Annotated in this window: 15 protein-coding genes and 1 pseudogene; 7 read left to right on the forward strand and 9 right to left on the reverse strand. The window is 71.4% G+C overall.

The window, feature by feature from the left end; genetic code table 11:
* Nucleotides 1–2: 2 nt before the first annotated feature.
* The 3 genes and pseudogenes from ACTWQF_RS28145 to ACTWQF_RS28155 all read right to left on the reverse strand — a co-directional run bounded on the left by ACTWQF_RS28145 (nt 3) and on the right by ACTWQF_RS28155 (nt 3,833).
* Nucleotides 3–1,619, reverse strand: a complete 1,617-nt coding sequence (locus ACTWQF_RS28145; RefSeq protein ID WP_443282510.1) for an alpha/beta hydrolase — start codon at nt 1,617–1,619, stop codon at nt 3–5.
* 161 nt (nt 1,620–1,780) lie between these two features.
* Nucleotides 1,781–2,984 (reverse strand): annotated as a pseudogene (locus ACTWQF_RS28150) (DUF692 domain-containing protein).
* Between the two features lie 123 nt (nt 2,985–3,107).
* Nucleotides 3,108–3,833, reverse strand: coding sequence for a peptidyl-tRNA hydrolase (locus tag ACTWQF_RS28155; protein WP_443282511.1), 726 nt, complete (start codon nt 3,831–3,833; stop codon nt 3,108–3,110).
* 45 nt (nt 3,834–3,878) lie between these two features.
* On the opposite strand from ACTWQF_RS28155, the gene ACTWQF_RS28160 reads away from it, so the two are divergent.
* Together ACTWQF_RS28160 and ACTWQF_RS28165 are read left to right on the forward strand one after the other, a co-directional pair.
* Nucleotides 3,879–4,772, forward strand: a complete 894-nt coding sequence (locus ACTWQF_RS28160) for an ABC transporter ATP-binding protein (protein ID WP_443282512.1) — start codon at nt 3,879–3,881, stop codon at nt 4,770–4,772.
* Nucleotides 4,769–5,446, forward strand: coding sequence for an ABC transporter (locus tag ACTWQF_RS28165; protein WP_443282513.1), 678 nt, complete (start codon nt 4,769–4,771; stop codon nt 5,444–5,446). Before ACTWQF_RS28160 ends, ACTWQF_RS28165 begins: the two co-directional genes overlap by 4 nt.
* Nucleotides 5,447–5,622: 176 nt before the next feature.
* Here the strand turns inward: ACTWQF_RS28165 and ACTWQF_RS28170 are convergent, their stop codons facing one another.
* On the reverse strand, nt 5,623–6,993 hold the full coding sequence (locus tag ACTWQF_RS28170) for an alkaline phosphatase PhoX (protein ID WP_443282514.1): 1,371 nt from the start codon (nt 6,991–6,993) through the stop codon (nt 5,623–5,625).
* A 105-nt stretch (nt 6,994–7,098) separates the two neighbouring features.
* Nucleotides 7,099–8,265, reverse strand: a complete 1,167-nt coding sequence (gene zapE / locus ACTWQF_RS28175; RefSeq protein ID WP_443282515.1) for a cell division protein ZapE — start codon at nt 8,263–8,265, stop codon at nt 7,099–7,101.
* A gap of 63 nt (nt 8,266–8,328) precedes the next feature.
* Between zapE and ACTWQF_RS28180 the strand changes: the two genes are divergently transcribed.
* The 4 genes from ACTWQF_RS28180 to msrB all read left to right on the forward strand — a co-directional run bounded on the left by ACTWQF_RS28180 (nt 8,329) and on the right by msrB (nt 11,932).
* Nucleotides 8,329–9,150, forward strand: a complete 822-nt coding sequence (locus ACTWQF_RS28180; RefSeq protein ID WP_443282516.1) for a pyrimidine reductase family protein — start codon at nt 8,329–8,331, stop codon at nt 9,148–9,150.
* A 124-nt stretch (nt 9,151–9,274) separates the two neighbouring features.
* The gene (locus ACTWQF_RS28185; protein WP_443282517.1) at nt 9,275–9,742 is read left to right on the forward strand and encodes an indole-3-glycerol phosphate synthase; all 468 of its coding nucleotides are present in this window, start codon (nt 9,275–9,277) and stop codon (nt 9,740–9,742) included.
* A 296-nt stretch (nt 9,743–10,038) separates the two neighbouring features.
* Nucleotides 10,039–11,454, forward strand: a complete 1,416-nt coding sequence (gene murC / locus ACTWQF_RS28190) for a UDP-N-acetylmuramate--L-alanine ligase (protein ID WP_443282518.1) — start codon at nt 10,039–10,041, stop codon at nt 11,452–11,454.
* Nucleotides 11,455–11,527: 73 nt separating this feature from the next.
* On the forward strand, nt 11,528–11,932 hold the full coding sequence (gene msrB / locus ACTWQF_RS28195; RefSeq protein ID WP_443282519.1) for a peptide-methionine (R)-S-oxide reductase MsrB: 405 nt from the start codon (nt 11,528–11,530) through the stop codon (nt 11,930–11,932).
* Nucleotides 11,933–11,959: 27 nt separating this feature from the next.
* On the opposite strand, the gene ACTWQF_RS28200 is transcribed toward msrB, so the two are convergent.
* The 3 genes from ACTWQF_RS28200 to ACTWQF_RS28210 are packed head-to-tail and all read right to left on the reverse strand — an operon-like array spanning nt 11,960 to nt 15,967.
* The gene (locus tag ACTWQF_RS28200; protein ID WP_443282520.1) at nt 11,960–13,072 is read right to left on the reverse strand and encodes a hypothetical protein; all 1,113 of its coding nucleotides are present in this window, start codon (nt 13,070–13,072) and stop codon (nt 11,960–11,962) included.
* Nucleotides 13,073–13,126: 54 nt separating this feature from the next.
* Nucleotides 13,127–15,379 (reverse strand): DUF6571 family protein, encoded by a 2,253-nt coding sequence (locus ACTWQF_RS28205; RefSeq protein ID WP_443282521.1) that lies wholly within the window; start codon nt 15,377–15,379, stop codon nt 13,127–13,129.
* A 3-nt stretch (nt 15,380–15,382) separates the two neighbouring features.
* Nucleotides 15,383–15,967: a hypothetical protein gene (locus ACTWQF_RS28210; RefSeq protein WP_443282522.1), complete on the reverse strand. Its 585-nt coding sequence runs from the start codon at nt 15,965–15,967 to the stop codon at nt 15,383–15,385.
* Between the two features lie 449 nt (nt 15,968–16,416).
* Here ACTWQF_RS28210 and ACTWQF_RS28215 point away from each other — a divergent pair, with 449 nt between their 5' ends.
* Nucleotides 16,417–17,034 carry a serine/arginine repetitive matrix protein 2 gene (locus tag ACTWQF_RS28215; protein ID WP_443282523.1) on the forward strand — a complete coding sequence of 206 codons (618 nt, stop codon included), beginning with the start codon at nt 16,417–16,419 and terminating at the stop codon, nt 17,032–17,034.
* Between the two features lie 184 nt (nt 17,035–17,218).
* Here the strand turns inward: ACTWQF_RS28215 and ACTWQF_RS28220 are convergent, their stop codons facing one another.
* Nucleotides 17,219–18,115: a hypothetical protein gene (locus tag ACTWQF_RS28220; RefSeq protein ID WP_443282524.1), complete on the reverse strand. Its 897-nt coding sequence runs from the start codon at nt 18,113–18,115 to the stop codon at nt 17,219–17,221.
* Nucleotides 18,116–20,385 lie beyond the last annotated feature (2,270 nt).

The raw sequence follows: 20,385 nt of genomic DNA on the forward strand, positions 1-20,385 counted from the left end.
CCTCAGCGGCCGGCCCGCATACCGGGGGCGGGCAGCGGCTGTTGCCGGGCACCCGGCTTCGGCGCGGGCCGCGCAGCGCACTCCGCGTCGGTGCCCGGCGTTCTGCCCTCGAAGAGGTACCGCTCGACGTGTGCGTTCACGCAGCGGTTGCCGCCGCTCACCCCGTGGTTGCCCGCGCCGCGCTCGGTCACGAGCGAGGAGCCCGCCAGCCGGCGCCGGGTCTCCAGGGCGCCCGCGTACGGGGTGGCCCCGTCCCGGGTGGCGGCCACCAGCAGCACGGGAGGGAGCTGTCCCACGGCGGTGCGCACATCCAGCGGCGTGGCCGATTCCGTCTTCCAGTAGGCGCACGGCAGGTTCATCCAGGCGTTCTCCCAGGTGTTGAACGGCGCCACCGCCGCCGTGACGGTGTTGTCCCGGTCCCAGCGCGGCCAGTCGCGTGGCCAGGGTGCGTCCTGGCACTCGACCGCGTTGTAGACGGCGTTGCCGTTCTCCTCCTTCTTCGCCTTCTTCATGTCCGGCGCCGCCACCTTGATCAGCGGCCCGGGCTCACCCTTGCGGAAGTCGGAGAGGACCCGCGCGTACGGGGCCCAGGTCGCATCCGCGTACCCGGTGTCCAGGAACGCGGCCACCAGTTCCTTGGAGCCGACTGTCCCGCCCGCGGGCTCACGGTCCACGGCAGCGCGCACCGCGTCGAACGACGCCTGCACCTGCCGGGCCGTACGCCCCAGCCGGTAGGTGTCGTCGTGCCGGGCGACCCAGGTCTTCCAGTCCTCCCAGCGCCGCTCGAAGGCGACGTTCTGATCGAGGTTGGCCTGGTACCACACGTTGTCGGGCGCTGGATTGACGATGCTGTCCAGTACGAGGCGGCGGACGTGCCCGGGGAAGAGCGTCGCGTAGACGGAGCCGATGTACGTGCCGTAGGAGACGCCCATGTAGGTGAGCCCGCGCTGCCCCAGAGCGGCGCGCAGCACATCCAGGTCGCGGGCGTTGTTCGGCGTCGTGTAGTGCCGCAGCCGGTCGGGCTGCGCCTTGGCACACCCGGCGGCGTAGGCGGCGGCCTTCCGGTTCATGGCCTGCTTGACGGCCCAGGTGGGGTGCTGCGCTGAGTGGTTGGGTCCCTTGAGGAACGCTTTCGGGTTCTGGCAGGAGAGCGGGTCGGAGCGGCCCACGCCGCGTGGCGCGTAGCCGATGAAGTCGTAGCGTGCGTTGAGGCGCTTCCACAGTCCGCCGAGCTTCGGATAGAGGGGGAAGGTCATCGCGTTGCCGCCCGGCCCACCCGGGTTGTAGACCAGCGGGCCCTGGTACTCCGCGGCGTTCCCGGTGGCCCGGGCCCTGCTGACGGTGAGGGAGATGTGCTCGCCGTCCGGCCGCGTGTAGTCCACCGGGACCCGGACGGTGCCGCACTCGGCGGATGCGGGCAGGTGCTCGGCGGCGGGGCAGGGCTGCCACCGGATGCCCTGGGCCGCGGCGTCCCCGGCCGCCGCCCGGACGCCGGCCGCTTCCGGCACGCTGTTCGTGGGAGGGAGCGCTCGGTGTGGAGCGGCCGAGGCCGCCGCGGGGGCAGAGGCCAGTGTGAGGGCCAGGGCACCGACTGTGGAGGGGATCGCTGCTGCGCGCATTGAGGCTCCCGCTGGTCTCGCTGTCGCTCCGTCAGCCATGCCCGGGGCACCGCCGTTCATATTGGATGCTCAGCGGCTCATACGCAGATGTAAAGCACCCCCTCGCGGTGTCGCGGAACGCCCCTCGGATGGGCTGAGCGCCTGCCTCCCGCCGGGCCGGCTCAGCGCGGGGCCGGTCCGGCGCGGTGCTTGTACCAGCGCTTGAGCTCCCTGCGCGGGCGGCGCGGAAGCCGGGCGTCCTTGAGCACGTACGCCGCGAAGTTCAGGGCGTCCCAGCGGTAGTTGGCGTCCATGGGCCGCCCCGTCGCGTACGCGAGGAACAGGCTGCGGAACTCCGCCTCGCCGAGGAGTTCCGGCAGCTCCGGCGCCACCTTGGCGACGATGTCGGCGCGCTTGGCCCGCAGCGCCCTGGCCTGGATCTCCAGCCGGTCCCCGTCGAATCCGGGCGGCGCGGGCGCGTCGGCGACCAGCGCCGACAGCAGCGTGGCCTGTGCCCGGCCCAGGCGGGCCCGCGCTTCATCGGACACCGGTGGCCTCCTGATGCGCCGCGTTCACCACGGCGCTGATCTGCTCCAGTTCCCCGGCGAGCTCGGCGACCGGCGGGAAGTTCTCGTCCCGCTCCAGCAGCACCCCGGGCGGCACCGTCCTGGCGCACAGCTCGGCCAGGACGTCCAGCACGGGCCCGGTCACCGGATGCCCGTGGCTGTCGTGCCAGACACCGCCGCGTTCGACGCCGCCCGCCACATGGACGTACGCCAGTGCCTCCAGCGGCAGCCGGTCCAGCGCGGCCACCGGGTCCTCGCCGCGGTTCACCCGGTTGGTGTGCAGATTGGCCACGTCGATCAGCAGGCCCACCCCGGTGCGCTCGACCAGCTCGGCGAGGAATTCGCCCTCGCTCAGCTCCTCGTCCGGCCAGCTGATGAGCGCCGCGATGTTCTCCACGGCGAGCGGTACGGGCAGCGCGTCCTGGGCGATGCGGATGTTCTCGCACAGCACGTCCAGCGCGTCCCGGGTGCGGGGCACCGGCAGCAGGTGGCCGGCCTCCATCCGGGGCACTCCGGTGTCGCCGCCGCCGGCCCTGACGAACGCGATGTGCTCGGTCACCAGGGGAGTGCCCAGCGCCTCGGCGCACTCCGCGAGCGCCGCGAGCCGGCCCGGGTCGGGGCGCTCGGCGCCCCCGAGGCCGAGCGCCACCCCGTGCGGCACCACGACCGTGCCGCGCTCCCGCAGCCGCAGCAGCGGCTCGGGCAGATGGCCGGGACAGATGTTCTCCGCGACGACCTCCACCCAGTCGATGCCCGGCAGTGCCTCGATGCCGTCCGCGATCTCCGGCCGCCAGCCGATCCCGGTGCCCAGCCTCTCCATCTCTCGCTCCTCCCCCATAGGTGCAAAAGGACTTCTTCTCCCTCGGCGCGGGTTCATTCCCGGCACCCGGCACCTCAGAGCTGAACTTGAGCTTCAGCGGCTCGGCGAATCTTGCCCCGCCCCTCAGTTGTTCCGATGAGGGGGTGCCCCTACCGGACGCAGCGCGGGGTGCTCCGCGACGACCGTGCAGGAGCCGGGCGCGATCTCGGTGAATCCGGCGTCCCGCACCACGGGGAGGTCGCTGCCGGTCAGCTCCGCCCAGTGCGCCCCGTCCCGGGCCGGGCGCACCGCCAGCGGAAAGCCGGCCCGGTGCCAGGCCGTTCGCCCGGCGGTGTCCAGCTGCCACCAGGCCAGCTGGGCGCCGTGCCCCGCCTGGGCCATTGCCTTGCCCGCCGACATCTCCACCTCGGGATTCAGCCACAGCACCGGCGTACCGGCGGCGGGCGCGGCCGGCGGCTCCGGATCGTCCAGCTCCGTACCCGACACCTGGAGCCGCGCCAACTCCTTGGGCCAGCCGTCCAGCGGGACCGGCGGAAAGACCCGCACCTCGGCCGTACGCCCCGCCACGGTGATCCCCGCCAGCGACTCCGTACGCCGCCACTCCGAACCCCGCGCCCGCCGGACGACCTTGCGGATCTGACGCTCCTCCCACAGCCGCACCCGCTTGTGCCACTCGCCGGTCTCCTCGACCGTACGCGGGTCGGCAAGCAGCGTGAGCACCGCGCGGGCCGCCGTCTCCAGCGCTTCCGTACGGACGGGCGGTGCCGCGCGCTCGATCCGGACGACGAGGGGCAGGACGAAGCGTTCGGGTTCGGCGGAGTGCGGGGCGGCGGAGTCTGAAACGGTCACCGGTTCAGTCTGCCAGCGGCCGGCCTCCCGCCTATGCTCTGGCCCGTGAGGCTGGAGAGTGTGGGACGGCGCTACCGGACGGGCGGGCCCTGGGTCCTGCGCGGGGTGGACCTCGAAGTGCGGGCGGGCACCCTGGTGCGGGTGGAAGGCGGCAACGGGAGCGGCAAGTCCACGCTGCTGCGGCTGCTCGCGGGGATCGACGCGCCCAGCGCGGGGCGGGTCCGCGGGCGCCCCCGGAGACGCGGCTACGTTCCCGAACGCTTCCCCGCCGCACTGCCGTTGACGGCTCTCGGCTACCTCACCCACCTGGGCCGGGTCCGCGGCCTGAGCAGCCGCGAGGCCGCCCGGGAGGGCGCCGCCTGGCTGGAGCGGTTCGGCGCCCAGCAGTACGCCGCCACCAGGATGCGGGAGCTGTCCAAGGGCAGCGCCCAGAAGGTGGCCGTCGCGCAGGCCCTCGTCGGCCGCCCCGACCTGCTGGTGCTCGACGAGGCGTGGACCGGCCTCGACCAGCCCGCGCGCGAGGTCCTTGACAGCGTGGTGCGAGAACGGGTCGCCGAGGGCGGCGCCGTGGCGTTCGTCGACCACGATCCGGCGCGGCTCGCCGGGACTCCGGACGTCACCGTGCGGGTCGCGGCCGGTGGCCGGGTGGCGGTCGCCGAGGCGGGCGCGGCGGTGGCCCGGCCCGGGAACGGCGCGCGACGGCCCCCGATGACGCGCATCGAAGCACTGGGAGCGCCCGGCGCCGGGGTCCCCGACGGCTTGCCGGGAAGCGCGCGGTGGAGGCTCGCGCCCGACGGCCGGCTGTTGCTGACGCTGCCAAGTGCCGCTTCCGACACGGCGCTGCGGGTGCTGTTGGCCGCCCGGCCCGGCTGGCACGTCCGCTCCGTACGGCCGCTCGCAGAGCGGGAACTCGCAGAGCGGGAAGGGGACTTCGCATGAGAGCCACGCTCGCACTGACCCGCTACCAACTCGCCCTGCTGGTGCGCTCCCAGCGGTGGCTGGCGCCGCTGCTGCTGTACGCCGGGCTGCTGGCCGTCGGCGTACGGGCCGGGCAGCCGCTGCTGGACTCGCTCGGAATCGCCGCCGCCACGCTGCTGCCCGCAGCCGCCTGGCTGGTGCGTACCTGTGTGACCGCCGAGCCCCAGGCTGCCCGGCACTGCGCGGCGGCTGCCGCCGGGGCCTGGCGGGTGCACCTCGCGGGCGTCCTCGCCGGGGGAGCGGCGGCCCTGCTGTTCGGATGCGCGGGGGCGGGAGTGGTGATCGGGGTGAGTGCCCCGCGAAGTACCGACGGGACAGCCGCGGTTCCCGTGCTGCCTGCCGTGGGCGCGGGGCTGTGCGGGGTGCTGGCGTGTGTGCTGATGGGGGCCGCCGTCGGGGCTCTGGGCAACCGGCCGCTGATCCACTCGCCGGGGTACGCGGTGAGCGCGACGCTGCTGGGGAGCATTGCGGCCCTCGCGCTCGGGGCCTCGCCGGCCAACGCGGCGGTGACCGGGTTGGTCCGCGGCTCCAGCCAGGGAGAGGTCCAGGTGCCGTGGGTGGCGCTGTTGGGAGCTGTGGCGGTAGCGGCTCTCGCCGCTACCGCCGCCTGCTCCCTGGCCACCCGGCGGCCGTGAGAGGGGCGCGCCCCGCAGGGTCGCGGGGGACTGCTCCCCCTGGGGGTACCTCCCGGCCGGAGTCCCCCAGCCTCCGGCCGGGAGGTGCCCCCAGGACTCCGGCCGGGAGGTACCCCCACCAGCCACGACGTGCCCGCACACGGGCACTGCCGCGACTGCGTCGGTGGGTTTCCGCCTCAGTGCTTCCAGGGCCCCGTGACCGCGAAAGTCGTGCCGGGCTTGTAGCAGTTGACGTACATGGTGCGGCCGTCGGGAGCGAAGGTCACGCCCGCGAACTCGCCCCACTCCGGCTCCTCGGGGGTGCCGATGTTCTGGGCGCCCCGCGCCATCGGGTAGACCTTGCCCTGCCGGGTGAGACCGAAGACGTGCTGGGCGCCCTCACCGTCCTCGCACACCATCAGACCGCCGCTGGGGGCGAGGCAGATGTTGTCCGGTTCCTCGCCCGGCAGTTGCACATCGGTGTCCGGGCCGAAGACGATGACGAGGGTGAGGCGGCGGCGCCGCGGGTCGTAGCGCCAGATCTGACCGAAGTGGTCCTGCTGGGAGCCCTCCGCGCTGCGCGCGTAGCTGGAGACGAAGTAGACGCTGGAACCGCCCCAGTAGCAACCCTCCAGCTTCTGCGCGTGGGTGATGCCGCCCTTGCCGAAGTCCTGGAACCGGACGGGGGTTTCCTTGGCGAGCGGATCGGGGACCTCGACCCATTCGATGCCGTCGAAGGAGGTGCCCGTCTCGGTGACGGCGGAGAGGTCCGGAACACCCGGCACCCGCATGGCCTCCAGCTTGCCGCCCGCGTGCAGCGAACCGTAACCGCCCTTGGGCTTCTTGGGCAGGAAGCGGTAGAAGAGGCCGAACGGCTTCTCGAAGGCGTCCTCGGTCTCGTACACGACACCCGTGCCGGGGTCGAAGGCGACGGCCTCGTGCTGGAAGCGGCCCATCGCCTTCAGCGGTTCGACGGAGGTGGGAGGGCGGCGGTCGAAGCCGACTTCGAAGATGAAGCCGTGGTCCTTGGTGTAGCCCTCCTCACCGGCCTTGAACTCGGTCTCCTCGCAGGTCAGCCAGGTGTCCCAGAGGCTCGGTCCGCCCGCGCAGTTGGTGGAGGTGCCCGCGATGCCGACGCGTTCGGTCAACACCTTGTTGTCGCGGTCCACTTCGATGACGGTGCAACCGCCCTTGGCAGCGGGGTCGTAGGTCAGGCCCTCCACGGTGGGGACGGGCACCCGGCCGTCCATCCGGTTCTCGTGGTTGCGCACCAGCCAGGTGCGGCCCCGGCTCCCCTCGAAGGCGGCCATGCCGTCGCAGTTGCTGGGCACCTTGCCCTCGCCGGAGCGGAGCGGGTCGCCCTCGCGGGAGAGCACCTTGTAGCGGAAGCCCTTGGGCAGATCGAGCAGCCCGTCGGGGTCGGGGACCAGCGGGCCGTAGCCTGCGCTGCCGCCGGTGGCCTGGGCGGCGGCGGTCCCTGTGAACAATTCCGAGAGCGCGCCGCTGAAGGCGACTGCGGCCCCGGCGGCTCCGGTTCTTGCCAGCACTTGGCGTCGGGTGGTGGACATCGGGCACTTCTCCCCTGGTGGCGGACAGGTGACCAAGTGTGTGTACCACGCGCACCAGCGTGCGCACACTGATCAGAACGCAACCGAAGTGAACCTGCGACCCGATCAGCTCGACGGGGCCGTGACCAGCGCGCCGCCGTCCCGGGCGAGCGCGGTCAGCCGGGAGATCGCCCGGAAGTACTTCTTCCGGTAACCGCCCTTGAGCATGTCCTCGCTGAACAGCTTGTCGAAGGGCACCCCCGAGGCCAGTACGGGCACCTCGCGGTCGTAGAGCCGGTCGGCGAGCACCACCAGGCGCAGCGCCGTGGACTGGTCGGGGACCGGCGTCAGCCCTGTCAGACAGACCGCCTGCACGCCACTGACCAGTGCGCCGTAGCGGCTGGGATGGACCCGTGCGAGATGGCCCAGCAGTGCGGGGAAGCCGTCCAGCGAGGCGCCGGGTATCCGGTGTGCTGCGCGGGTGACGTCCTCGGCGGCGTACGGCTCGGGCGCTTCGGGCAGCCCGCGGTGGCGGTAGTCCTCGCCGTCGATGCGCAGGGTGCGGAAGTGTGCGGACAGGCCCTGGATCTCCCGCAGGAAGTCCGCCGCGGCGAACCGCCCTTCGCCCAGCTTGCCCGGCAGCGTGTTCGAGGTCGCCGCCAGTGCCACGCCGTTCTCCACCAGCCTGGCCAGCAGGCTGGAGACGAGCACCGTGTCGCCCGGATCGTCCAGCTCGAACTCGTCGATGCACAGCAGCTGGTGGCCGCCGAGAGTGCGTACCGTCTGCTGGAAGCCCAGCGCGCCCACGAGGTTGGTCAGCTCGACGAAGGTGCCGAACGCCTTACGCTCCGGCGCCGCCGGTGCCGCGTGCCACAGGGAGGCGAGCAGGTGCGTCTTGCCGACGCCGTAGCCGCCGTCCAGGTACACCCCGCGCGGGCCGGCGGGAGCAGCCCCGCGCGACTGCTTCGGTACCCGGCGGAACCAGCGCTTCGGCCCGCTGTCGCTGCCACCGGACCGCCGGCCGGCGTCGAGGCCGTCCGCGAATCCGCCGAGCACCCGTACCGCCTCGGTCTGGCTCGGCTGGGCGGGGTCGGGTATGTAGCTGGCGAAGCGCACGCTGTCGAAGCGCGGAGGCGGCACCATCTCGGCCACCAGCTGGTCGGCCGGAACGTGCGGCTCCCGAGCGGTGAGTGCGACGGGAGTGCCGGGCGCGACGGGTGCGTCGCCGAGGCCGCCGGTCGCGTCGGAGCCGGTCCCGGATATGTGCGCTTCGGTCGTTGACACGATTGTCATGCTAGTCGCCCGGCGCCCGCGGGCGTGCGGCCCACCAGGCGTGCGCCATGCCACACTGCGCGCATGCGACGCCTGTTCCCATCGAGTACAGCCCCCGTATCCGCCCCGGACGCCCCGGCGCCGGACAGGCCGGCCCCGGAGTGGAGCATCGAGGAGATCGCCGAGGAGTACGCCTACCCGCCCGTCGGCGAGGGCGCCGACGAAGCCGACCGGTGGCTGCGCGGCAACATGGTGGCCTCCCTGGACGGCGCCATCCACCACGGCGGGCGCTCCCAGCCGCTCTCCTCCAAGGCCGATATGTGGATCTTCGGGGTGCTGCGGGCGCTCGCCGACGTGGTGGTCGTCGGCGCCCGGACCGTACGCCAGGAGGGCTACCGGCCCGCCAAACGGCGCAAGGGTTTCGCCGACCGCCGCGCCGCTGCCGGGCAGCCGCCGGCGCCCGCGATCGCCGTGGTCAGCGCCAGTCTGGAGCTGGACTTCTCGGCGCCGCTGTTCACCGAGCCCGTCGTCCCCACCCTGCTGCTCACCGGCAGCGGCGCCCCGGCCGATCAGGTGGCGCGGGCGAAGGAGGCCGGCGCGGAGGTGGTCTTCGCGGGCGAGGGCAGTGCCGTGGACCCCGCACGGGTGCCCCGCCTGCTGGCCGAGCGGGGGCTGCGGCGGCAGCTGACCGAGGGAGGTCCCACATTGCTGGGGGAATTCGCCGACGCGGGGGTACTCGACGAGTTGTGTCTGTCCATCTCCCCCCGGATCGTCGCGGGATCGGCGCCGCGGATCATGAATGGGCCCGTCCTGCCCGACCCCGACGAGTTCACGCTCGAGGGGGTGCTCGAAGAGGAGGGGTTCCTCTTCACGCGTTACCGTCGGTTGCGAACCGTTGCGGAATGAGACGTTCCGGTTACCTGTCGCTGGGCAGACTGACAACCGCAGGAACCGCAGGAACCGCAGGAACCGTGGGAACACGGCAGCAGGGTTTCTTTCCGACCGTTCGACCGGAGAAGGGGCGCCCGTCGTGATCACGACAGTGCTGATGATCGAGAAGCCGCTGGTGTCCGCCGACGCGGAGATGGTGACGACGCTGCACGGCGAGGAGCCCGTCTCCTTCGTCGTCCTCATGCAGCCGCGCGGCGACCAGGACCGGCTGCTGCGAGCGCTGGACGATGTGGCGCTCGGCGAACTGGACCAGGTGGTGCGCGAGGCCGAGGAGCCCGAGGGCGGTGAGGCGGTCGGCCCCGCGGAGCAGGCCCTGGAGCTCTCCCTGAAGCGCCTCAGAGACGCTGGCTGCGAGGCTGTCGGCCAGATCATCGAGGAGCACCCCCTCGACGTCCTGAAGTCGGTCGCGGAGCAGACCCGCGCCGACGAGGTCATCGTCATGACCGCCCCCCACCTGGTCGAAGAGTTCTTCCACCGCGACTGGGCCTCCCGCGCCCGGCACAAGGTGGGGGTCCCGGTACTGAAGCTGTTCGCGCATAACGAGTAGTGAGGGGGCGGCCCCTTGCTCCGGCCGGGGGTCCGGGGGTTGTCCCCCGGGTGGATGCAGTGCGCATAACGAGTAGTCGAGTAGTGAGGGGGGCGGCCCCCTCCCTCCGGCCGGGGGTCCGGGGGGTGCCGAGGGGCGGGGAGGGCGAGGGCTCACATGAGGTCAGTGCTCACATGAGGTGAGGTGAGGGCTCACGTGAGGTGAGGGGTCGCACCGCATAAGCTTGCGCCGTTCCTCGTCCTCCCCGGCCCTGAAGGCCGGGGAGGTGCCCGCCCGAGCCAGCAGGAGAAGTCCGTATGACCGCTGCCGCCACTCCCTCCCTCCCCTCCGCCATGGAGCGGCCGCACTTCGTCGGGATCGGTGGCGCGGGGATGTCCGGCATCGCGAAGATCCTGGCGGTGCGCGGCGCTCGGGTCGCGGGCAGCGACGCTCGTGAGTCCGCGACGGCCGACGCGCTGCGCGGCTTCGGAGTGACCGTCCACATCGGTCACGACACCGCGCATCTGGCGCCCGACGCGACCGCGGTGGTCGTCTCCAGCGCCATCCGCGAGGACAACCCGGAGCTGGTCGAGGCGAACCGGCGCGGTCTGCCGGTGCTGCACCGGGCCGATGCGCTGGCCGCGCTGATGGAGGGGCTGCGGCCGCTGGCGGTCGCCGGTACGCACGGCAAGACGACGACCACCTCGATGCTCGCCGTCAGCCTGGCCGACCTGGGCCTGGACCCCTCGTACGCGATCGGCGGCGACCTGGAGGGCCCCGGCTCCAACGCGCACCAGGGCACCGGGGAGATCTTCGTGGCTGAGGCCGACGAGAGCGACCGGAGCTTCCACAAGTACGCGCCCGAGGTCGCCATCGTCCTCAATGTCGAACTCGACCACCACGCCAACTACGCCTCGTTGGAAGAGATCTACGAGTCCTTCGAGACGTTCGCCGGACGCATCGTGGACGGCGGCACCCTGGTGATCTCCGCGGACCACGAGGGTGCGCGCGAGCTGACCCGCAGGCTGCGTGCCGCTCCGCGCGACCGCGCGCTCACCATCCGTACGTACGGGGTGGCCGAGGACGCCGACGTACGGGTTCTCGAGATCACGCCGAAGGGGCTGACCAGCGAGGTCACCGTCGTGCTCGACGGTGCGGAGCTGACCTTCGACGTCTCGGTGCCCGGCAACCACTACGCCCTCAACGCGGTGGCGGCGCTCACCGCGGGCGCGGCGCTGGGGGTGCCCGCCGGGGAGCTGGGGCGCGGGCTCGGCTCGTACACCGGTGTCAAGCGCCGCCTCCAGCTCAAGGGGCTGACCCGCGGCGTGCAGGTGATCGACTCCTACGCCCATCACCCCACCGAGATGACCGCCGACTTGGAGGCCATCAGGGGTGGCGCCGAGAATGGACGGGTGCTGGTGGTCTTCCAGCCGCACCTCTTCAGCCGCACCCAGGAGCTGGGCAAGGAGATGGGGGAGGCCCTGACGCTGGCCGACGGCTCGGTGGTGCTGCCGATCTACCCGGCCCGCGAGGACCCGATCCCGGGCGTGACCAGCGCGCTGATCACGGACGCCGCACAGGCGGCAGGCGCCGCCGTACGCGCCATGGACACGCCCGCCGAGGCCGTGGACGCGGTGGTGGGAATGGCGGAGCCCGGCGATCTCGTTCTCACCATGGGCGCGGGTGACGTCACGGAACTGGGCCCCAGGATCCTCGCCCGGCTCGCGGAGTGACCGGCGGCCCGACCGCCCGCACCCTTCCGTACCCCGAACCAGCGCTCGAGGAGCCGAGGACCGAGGAGCCGAGATGTCCTACGAGATCGACAAGTCCGAGGAGCAGTGGCGCGCGGAGCTGACGCCCGAGGAGTACCACGTGCTGCGCGAGGCCGGTACGGAGCGCCCGTTCACCGGTGAGTACACCGACATCAAGACCACCGGCGTCTACGAGTGCCGGGCCTGCGGCGCCGAGTTGTTCCGCTCTGACACCAAGTTCGCCTCCCACTGCGGGTGGCCCAGCTTCTACGACCCGGCCGACTCGGACGCGGTCGAGCTGCTGACCGACCGCTCCATGGGCATGGTCCGCACCGAGGTCCGCTGCGCCCGCTGCGGCTCCCACCTCGGCCATGTCTTCGAGGGTGAGGGCTACCCGACCCCGACCGACCAGCGGTACTGCATCAACTCGGTCTCGCTGCGGTTGGTGCCGGAGGGGTGACGCGAGCCCTCGAATCAACCGACAGCTTCAGGGCGCCTTCACGTCGCGGCAGTGGTGCTGCTCGGCGGACTGCCGCGCGAACGCCGTGAGCAGGTCGGCCCGGAGGGCGGCCGAGTCCCCTCGCACGGGCACCTTTCCCGGACCTGTCACGTCGCTGTCCACGGTGCCGCGCAGCACGTACAGCGCCCGTCCGCCGGTGCCGGGACACTCGGCGGTCGCCCACGCGAGGTGACCGTCCTTCTCCTGCCCCCGCTCCCCCCGCACGCGTGAGGCGGCGACCTCGTTCGCGAAGCTCTCGGCGTACGGGCCGTAGTAGGCCGAGATCCAGTACCCGGGCACCTGCGGATCGTCCGACGTGGTAAGCACGCAGTCCTCCACCGGTGCCGACCCGGCGGGCCGCGTGGCCCAGACATGGTTCAAGCCCGCTCGCGCGGCGGCCCGGGAGCGCGGGCGCAGCGCTGCGCAGGTACCCGTGGCCTCGGTGACGCGGACCGGACGGTCGCGAGGGCTGCCGGCCAGGCCCGTGAGGGAACCTCCCTCCGGATCCGCGCAGCCGAAGGCGCCGGCGGCCTTCCTGGAGGTCGCCGTCACAGCGGCGGCGAAGTCCCGGCGCCGGTCGCCGGACAGCGCCTTTCCGCCCGAACCGCGGTCCAGGCGCGCGGTGACCAGCAGGCTCTCGTCCTTCTTGCCGCGGCACCGCAGCCAGAGCGAGGCACGGGGCGTCCCAACGTCGTTCAGCAGCACCCCTGGCCAGGTGCCGAGCGGGGAGACCGGCGGGCTGTACGCCGACAGCCCGGTACGGCGCAGGAACCTCATGGCGCCCTCGTTCCGCGAGCCTCGGCGCACCTGGATGCTCAGGCCGGTGCCGCCGCCGGTGGCCTCCGCCCGGCAGGAGGCCAGCACCCCAGGCCCGTCCACCGGAGTGTCCCGGGCCCCCACCTCGTCGCTGCCCAAGGCGCCGCGGATCTGCTGGGCGGCGAGGCTCCCCGCGCAGGCGCGGTTCAGCTCCCGGGCGTCCCGCCAGCTCTGGAGTGTCCCGGTCGCGTAGAGCACACCGACGACCAGCAGGAGGCAGCCCAGGATCCCGCCGAGAGCGATACCGGCCTTCTTGCCGGCACGGCTCCTTCTGTTCTCACGCATTGTCGATTGCTTTCTCCAGCACGAGGGAACTGGCCCGCACCATCGAGCGGTGCGTCACCCGCCGGGACGCCCGAGGTTGATCAGGGCCTGTTCCCGTCCGTCGCTGTAGGTCCCCTGCCCCTCGTGCTGGATCACTCCGATCTCGGGGGCGGGTTTGCCGGATTCGATGCCCGGGTCGCCGCCTTGGGCCTCCACCCACTTCACCACGAGCGCGTCCATCTGTTTGTGGCCGGTGTTGAATGTCTTGGCCGCCTCTTCCGCCCCGACCTTGGTCGCGTCCGCGATGGCTTCCTTGGACCAGTCGTACGCCCCGAAGTCCCACACACGGCTGACGATGTCGACGACCGGAACGCCGGCCTTGGCCCACTTCGGAGGCACGAAGTCGACCGACGCGTTCCCAGCGGTGACGTGGTGGTTGACGTCGCGGGCCCACTGGATGGCGGCATCCTTCTTGTCCAGGGCGACGTCCGTCAACACACCGTCATAGTGGCCCCAGACGTTGCCGATGGCCATGATGGCGTTGTTCCGCCGGTCGATGTCCTTGGTGTCCCCGTTGATGGGGTTCTGGACCAGCTTGTCGGCCGAGTACTGCCGCTCCGCGTTGAACATGTCCGCGAACGCCTTCGGATCGTCGGCCACGCCGCGCATCACCTTGTCGAGGACCTGCGGGTCCAGGGCGACCCGGACGTTCCCCTCCTCGTCCTGGAAGACCCCCGAATCGATGTTCTTCTCGCTCTCGTAGGCGGGATTCGCCTGGGTGAGGATCTCGTGCGTGTCCGGGGTGTAGTCGGTCAGGATGTGGCCCATCGGCGTCCTGAGGTTCGGGGGCATGTCCTCGTCGAGATGCGTGGCGGCGTACTGCATCACGCGCGCCTCGGCCTCCGAATGGCCGCCCAGCGGATGCTTCGTCCCGGGCACCTCGCCGGTGGCCGCCGCCTCCAGCGCCTGGCCGAAACCGATCTTGTTGGTGAGGTCGGCGAGGGCGTCCATCTCTTTGGGTGACCCGTAAAGGCCGTTGAGGATGTACCTGGGCCAGTCCCGGTCCTCGAGCAGGTACTGGAGGCGGTCGCTGCCCTTCGGGTCGAGGTAGCTGGTGGAGGCGGCCGGGTCCTTGCCCAGCAGGCCCAGCACGCCGTCCAGCGGGTCGTATACGACGCCCTTACGCGCGGGCTGGCCGTTCCACTGGTCCCACAGCCCGTGGCCCTTGTCCTTCTCGGCTTTGATGATGTCGTCGCCGAGGGTCTGGAGGAAGGAGCCGTCGTACTTCCCGCCGTTCTTCATCAGGGTCACGAACTCCTGGTATCCGTAGATGGGCTCGGTTCTGCTGGCGAAGTTCTTCGTGCCCACCTCCCTGAGTCCGGCGAGGAATTCCTTGTTGAATCTGCCGTCGTCGCTGTTGAGCCAGTCCTGGTAGCGCTTGGAGGTCACCGGGAGCTTCTCGATGTCCTTGGGGACGTTGGTGGCGGCGGCGATGGTCGTGCTGACTTTCTTCTCCAGCCAGTCACCGTCCTTGCCCATCCCGCGCAGCTCGTGGGCGAGCTGGACGGTGTTCTCGGAGCCGCCCAGGCCCCGGACGAACGCCTGACTGAAGGCCCTGTCGCCCTTGTTGCCATCGAGGAGCGTACGCAGCTCCTTCTTCTCCTTGTCGCCGAGGTCGTCGCCGTCGGCGACCTTCTTGGCCAGGTCACCGGCGCGCTTGCCCTCGTACGCCTCCGGGTCGCCCGAGGCCTTCGAGTTGAAGCCGCCGTCGACGCCCTTGCCGTCCACGTCCTTGGTGACGCGCTCCAGGGCGGTGCGGTAGCCGAAGTCGGCCTTGTCGATCTCCTTGATCTGGTCCATGAGGAGGTCGGTCCGGTGCTGCTCGCGTGCGGCGATGCCCCCTGGGTCGTTCTTGAACCCGCGCAGTTCCTCCGGCGTCATGTCCTGGAACTTCTTGGAGTCGTAGTCGGTGGTGACCTGGCCCGTCACGGGGTCGACCTTGTAGCCGTCCTCACGCGCCTGCTTGACCAGCTCTTTCAGCGCGTTCTTGAGCCGGGTCAGTTCGGTGTACGCCTCGGAGAGCTGCTCGGCGACCGCGTGCGCCTCCTTCATGGCACCCCACAGCTCATGCGCCGTGATACCGCCACTCTTGGCTGCGGCGGTGTAGCCGCGGCCGGCCCAGTTTCCGTTGCCGAGGGCGCCGCGCACGTGGGTGTCGTAGTTCGTCTTGAGCGTCTTGAACTTGTCCCCCATAGCCTTCCAGTCCTCGGAGGCGGGCTGGAGTGTGGACAAGTCCGTGTTCATCACGTCCTGATAGGTCAGGGCCATGGATCACTCCGAGGTGGGCGAGGGATTCGGCAGCAGCAGCGGGCCGTTGGGGTCGGTAGAGGGATCGGGCGGCGGCTTGGGAGCAGCGACCATGGACGGTGTGTCCTTGGTGACGCCGCTGCCCGGTTGCCCCTTCGGAATGAGGTCGTTGATCAGCGAGCCGTAGAGCTGATCGTTGTCGAAATAGAGGTTGTTCGCGGCACGCAGCGCCCCCATCTCTCCGTTGAGGCGCGCCAGTAGGTTGTTCACCTGCTGCCCCCAGTGCTTCATCGCCGCGTTGAGGCCGGCCCTGATCTCCCACTTGTCGAACTCGCCCGGGCCGCCCCACACCACGGTGTCCACCCGGCCGGCCGGTGCCTGCCCGGTGACGGACTGCGTGGCGCCCCCCGCGTGCTTGCCCGCCTTGACCGCGTCCGGAAGCAAGTCCCGTTCCAGGTACAAGGCGGCCTTCTTCTTGTCGGAGGGGGAGGAGGCCAAACGGTCACCCCCCGTCGAGGGGGCGCCCCCGCTGTCGAAACTGTTGAGTCGCAGCTGTGTCCGCGTATCTGCCGCGGACTTGAGTTGAGCCCACTCTTCATCGAACGACATGGGCACCGCCCCCTGGGATGGATCAAGTTATTGCGCAGCACGAGGAATGGGCTGGTTCGGTAAAGGGGCTTCATGAACTGCCGGAGCTACGGCAGCTTTGGTGCCCGGTAGCCCAGCTCTCAGCCATTTCTTTCACCGCGCTTTCTCCCTTCCACCGGAGTGCTGCAACAGCCCTGCAGCCGCTCCGGGACCCGGAGTCAAGCAGGTGGCCGCGATGGCGCGGAAGGTGATTCGATCGATTCGAAAGACGGCGTGAAGAAGGCAGATTCGTGATCACCATCCCGCTGAGCACGGACGTGCCGACGGCCGCGGCGGGCGATCTGCGGTGTGATGCGGCGGGTGCGGGGCTGTCGGCGGCGACGAATTGGTCCTGAACTTATGTACGATGCCGCGCTGTGACGACAGGAACACCTGGGGCGACGCCGTACGGTGGCCCACCGCCTCCTTCGATGATTCCCGCCAAGGACGTGCGGCCCCGGCGCATCTGGTACCTCATTGCCGCGGTGCTGGCGCTTGTGCTGGCAGGTAGCGGGGCCGCCGTCCTCGCGGTGACAGTGAAGGACGCGGTCGGCTCGGTCGACACCGCCCGAAGCTTCCCCGGCGGCGGCTCGCAGACGTTCAGCCTCACCGAGGGGGAAACCAAGGCAATCTACGTTTCCCAGTCCGGGAAGGGTCGGGTCAACTGCGAGATCCCGGAGATGCGGTCCGGGTCCATGACCCGGCCGGACAGCACCTTCCAGATCACCGCTGGGTCCCGCACCTGGGAGCGCGTCCTCGAGGTGAAACCAGGCAGCAGCGGCGACTACTCGCTCACCTGTACCTCGGAGCGCCAAGCCGAGTTCGCGATGGGGGACAAGCCGCGTGTGGGAGCCACGGTGGGCGCCACCTTCGCAGCGATCGCCCTCTTCTTCGCCGCGTTTGCCGCAGCCGTGACCATCAGCGCCGTCACCGCCGTCCGCCGTAACCGCCACCGCCGCCAACTTGCTGCCCGGCTGGCCCCATCACCGCAATGGGGCCAACCCCCGTTCGGCCCGCCCCCAGGGCCCTCGCCCGGCCCGCTGTCCTGAAGCCTGTCGCGGAAGGCGTGATCTGGCAGGTCGCCCCAGCTTCACAATGTTCGGGGTCATTCGGCATGGGCTAGTACTCCAGTGGCATTTCGCTATCAGTGCTGGTCCGAGTGCAGCCGTCCGGCTCGATGACGTCGCAGCCAGTAGTGCCCGGCTACCACCGCGAGCAGCGGCTCCCATGCCACTAGCCCTCCAGGAGGTTCAGGTCGGATTTGACGAGGGTTGTGGTCACGAGGAGTTCGGTGATGAGGTTGTGGTTGAGCGCGTTGCCGACGGGCTGGGGGATTTCGTCTTCCATGAGCCCGGGCACCGTGCAGCTGAGTCTTGTCCGTACGCCGGCGACGACGCGTGCCGCCCGCTTCCTGGTCCAGGACTGTGCCGGGCGCAGTTCGCCCAGTTCGGCCGCGACCTCGGCCCAGGTGAGAGGTTGTGGCTGGGGGTCGTTGCGCAGGTAGCGCTGGGCGAGGCAGATCAGGACCAGCTTCTCGGTGGCGGTCAGGTTCCACGCCTCGCCGTCGTGCGTGGCGGCCTCGCGCACACCGTCATCTCCTGTGCCGGGCGCCGGCGTGGCGATACGCACCTCCAGCAGGTGCTCCCGTTTCGGGCCGACGATGAACAGCGGGGTGAACCCGGACGCGAGCTCGACCCGGTCGCCGCCCAGCACCAGGCGCGCGCCCGGGAGCCGGATGGGCAGGCGTCCGCTGTTGTTCAGCACCCATCGCGAGTACTCCCGCGTGATGTAGCCGTGCCTGCGGCTCACACGCGGGTCGTGCGGTGCGACGCAGACATGCACTTCGGGTTCGTTGCGGCCGAACACGAGAGGAAAAGCGGCGTCGGGGGCCATGCTCATGCCGCCGTTGACGCCCATGACGAACAGGGTGCCGGGCTGCGCGGGCGGAACGCCGCGCGACAGGCTCCCGTAATCCTGCGGCAGCAGGTTGACCTTGCTCGGTGGCCGCGACGGCGACAGCGTCATCGTCCCTGCCTCCCCGTCCTCGTTCAAGACGCTCGACAGCACGCCGGCCGCTTCCTGACGTGCGGGGGCCCGGCGCGGGCCGTCCCCGTTCCTGTGAACTGACATGACCATCGCTCCAAGCGTCCGAACCAACTCCTATACGGAATGGCCCGCTGCCGCCCGGGGGCCGGGCGGCAGCGGGACGGCGGATTACGGCGCGGGAGCGGGCGCCGGCTCGGGCGCCGGTTCCGGCGCGGGCTCAGGCGCGGGTTCCGGTTCCGGTGCGGGTTCCGGCTCGGGCTCGGGTTCCGGTGCGGGCTCTGGTTCGGGTTCGGGTTCGGGTGCGGGTTCCGGCTCGGGCTCGGGTTCGGGTGCGGGTTCCGGCTCGGGCTCGGGTTCGGGTGCGGGTTCCGGCTCTGGTTCGGGTTCCGGTGCGGGCTCTGGTTCGGGTTCGGGTTCGGGTGCGGGTTCCGGCTCGGGTTCGGGTTCGGGTGCGGGCTCTGGCTCCGGTGCGGGCTCTGGCTCCGGTTCGGGTTCCGGTTCGGGTTCCGGCTCCGGTTCGGGTTCTGGTGTGGGCTCGGGCGTCGGTTCTGGTGTGGGCTCGGGCGCGGGCTCGGGCGCGGGCTCGGGCGCCGGCTCCGGTGCAGGCTCCGCCTCCGGCTCTGAAGCGGGCTCCGGTGCGGGTGCGGGTGCGGGTGCGGGAGCAGGCTCTGGCTGCGGCTCAGGAGCAGGCCCGGGCTCGGGTTCCGCCGCAGGCGCCGGTGCGGGTTCCGGGGCAGGCGCGGGCGGAGCCGGAGCCTCGCCCTCGAACGCTGGCGGAGCCGGAGCGTCAATCTCGGGCGCCGGGGGCGGGGCAGGGGCCTCACCCTCCGGTGCGGTCGGTGCCGGAGCTTCACCTTCAGGCGCAGGCGGGGCAGGGGCCGCACTTTCAGGCGTCGTCGGCACGGGTGTAGTCGGCGGGGCAGGGGCCTCACCTGCAGGCGCCGGGGGTGCCGCTGGAGCAGGAGCCTTGCCCTCGGGCGCAGGCGGACCTGGAGGTGCCGGAGTCTCACCCGCAGGCGCAGGCGCAGGCGCAGGCGCTGGGGCCGGTGCTGGGGCCGGGGTCGGTGCCGGGGCCTCGCCCTCAGGCGGCGGGGCAGGAGCCTCCGGAGCCGGAGCCGGAGCGACCGGTGCCCCTGGCACCGGAGCCGCCCCAGGCGGCGGCGGTGCCTGCGTCGCCGCACGCGCCGCCTCTGCACGCGCCGCCTCTGCACGCGCCTCCTCCGCACGTGCCAGATCCGAAGGTGACGAACCAGGACCAGGCGGCGCCGGCGGGGGCGCCAGCTCGGAGAGGCTGCCCAAAGGCTGATTGGGCAGTATGCCGTTGTTGATCGGTCCGGGGATATACGGGGCTGGGCCATTCGCTTGGCCGGGTGGTTTGGTGACACCCGCGGAGACCTCGCCCCGAGTGGGTTGGAACGCCGGGTTGAGCGGGTCCTGCGATGGGTCCGGCGGAATCCCGCCGTCCATCTCACGTATGGCCCTCTTGTACTCGGGCGTGGCGTGCTCGTTGACGTAAGCACTCGCGTTCCACAGGGCGCCTAGCGCACCGGTGACGGGTGGAATCCGCTTGAGAATCCCCTTCGACGCGTCTTTTCCGCCGTCTTCGCCCTCGGTTTCGGGAAGCTTCCGAACACTTTCCGGGTCCCTGTAACCCTCAATGGAATCCACGGCCTGATCAGGGGTGACGAAGGCGGTGTAGCCACCGTCGAACGTGCGCCCCCAGAAGTCGCCCCAGTTCCACTCGGGACCGGGAGCGGGCTCGTCCGCGAGGTCGTTGGCGTTCGCCCCGTCGGGCGGACCCCCACGCTCAGGCGCCGACGGGGCACTGTCCGCGGGAGCCTCCTGGCCGGCCGGGGGTTCGCCCGGTGCGGGCGGGCCGGGAGCCGCGACCGGTGGTCCCTCCGGAGCCGGTGCCCCGGATTCCGGGGACGGCGGTGGCACGGCCTCCGGTCGGCCGTACAGCTGGTCGTACGGCGATTCCGTGGCCTTGCCGTCGGCCCATTTCCCGGAAATGAAGTCGGACAGAGGTGTATCGGCAGGGGGCAATCCCGGACCCTCGCGGGTATCCGTGTTTCCGGCTTGCGGGCCCGCCGTGGACGGCTCCGGCCCCTGCGGCGGAGGGGGCGGCGCGGGCTCGTCCGAGCCTTCCGGGGGTGTCGTGGGCTGCGGAGGCGCCGTCTCACTGATGTGATGCTGCTGTTGCTGGTGGTCCCGGGCGGTCGCGGCTTGCGCCAGGCCCGGCTGCGAGACCGCCGACAGCAGCCAGGCGCCGAACCCCAGCGCCCCGGTCAGCACCGCGGTACGAACCTTCTGGCGGTCCCACAGCGGCTTCATGTTCCGCTCCGACCGCGGCG

Origin of the sequence: Streptomyces sp. 8N114, assembly GCF_052245835.1 — a bacterium.
In the GTDB taxonomy this organism is placed as follows: Bacteria; Actinomycetota; Actinomycetes; order Streptomycetales; family Streptomycetaceae; genus Streptomyces.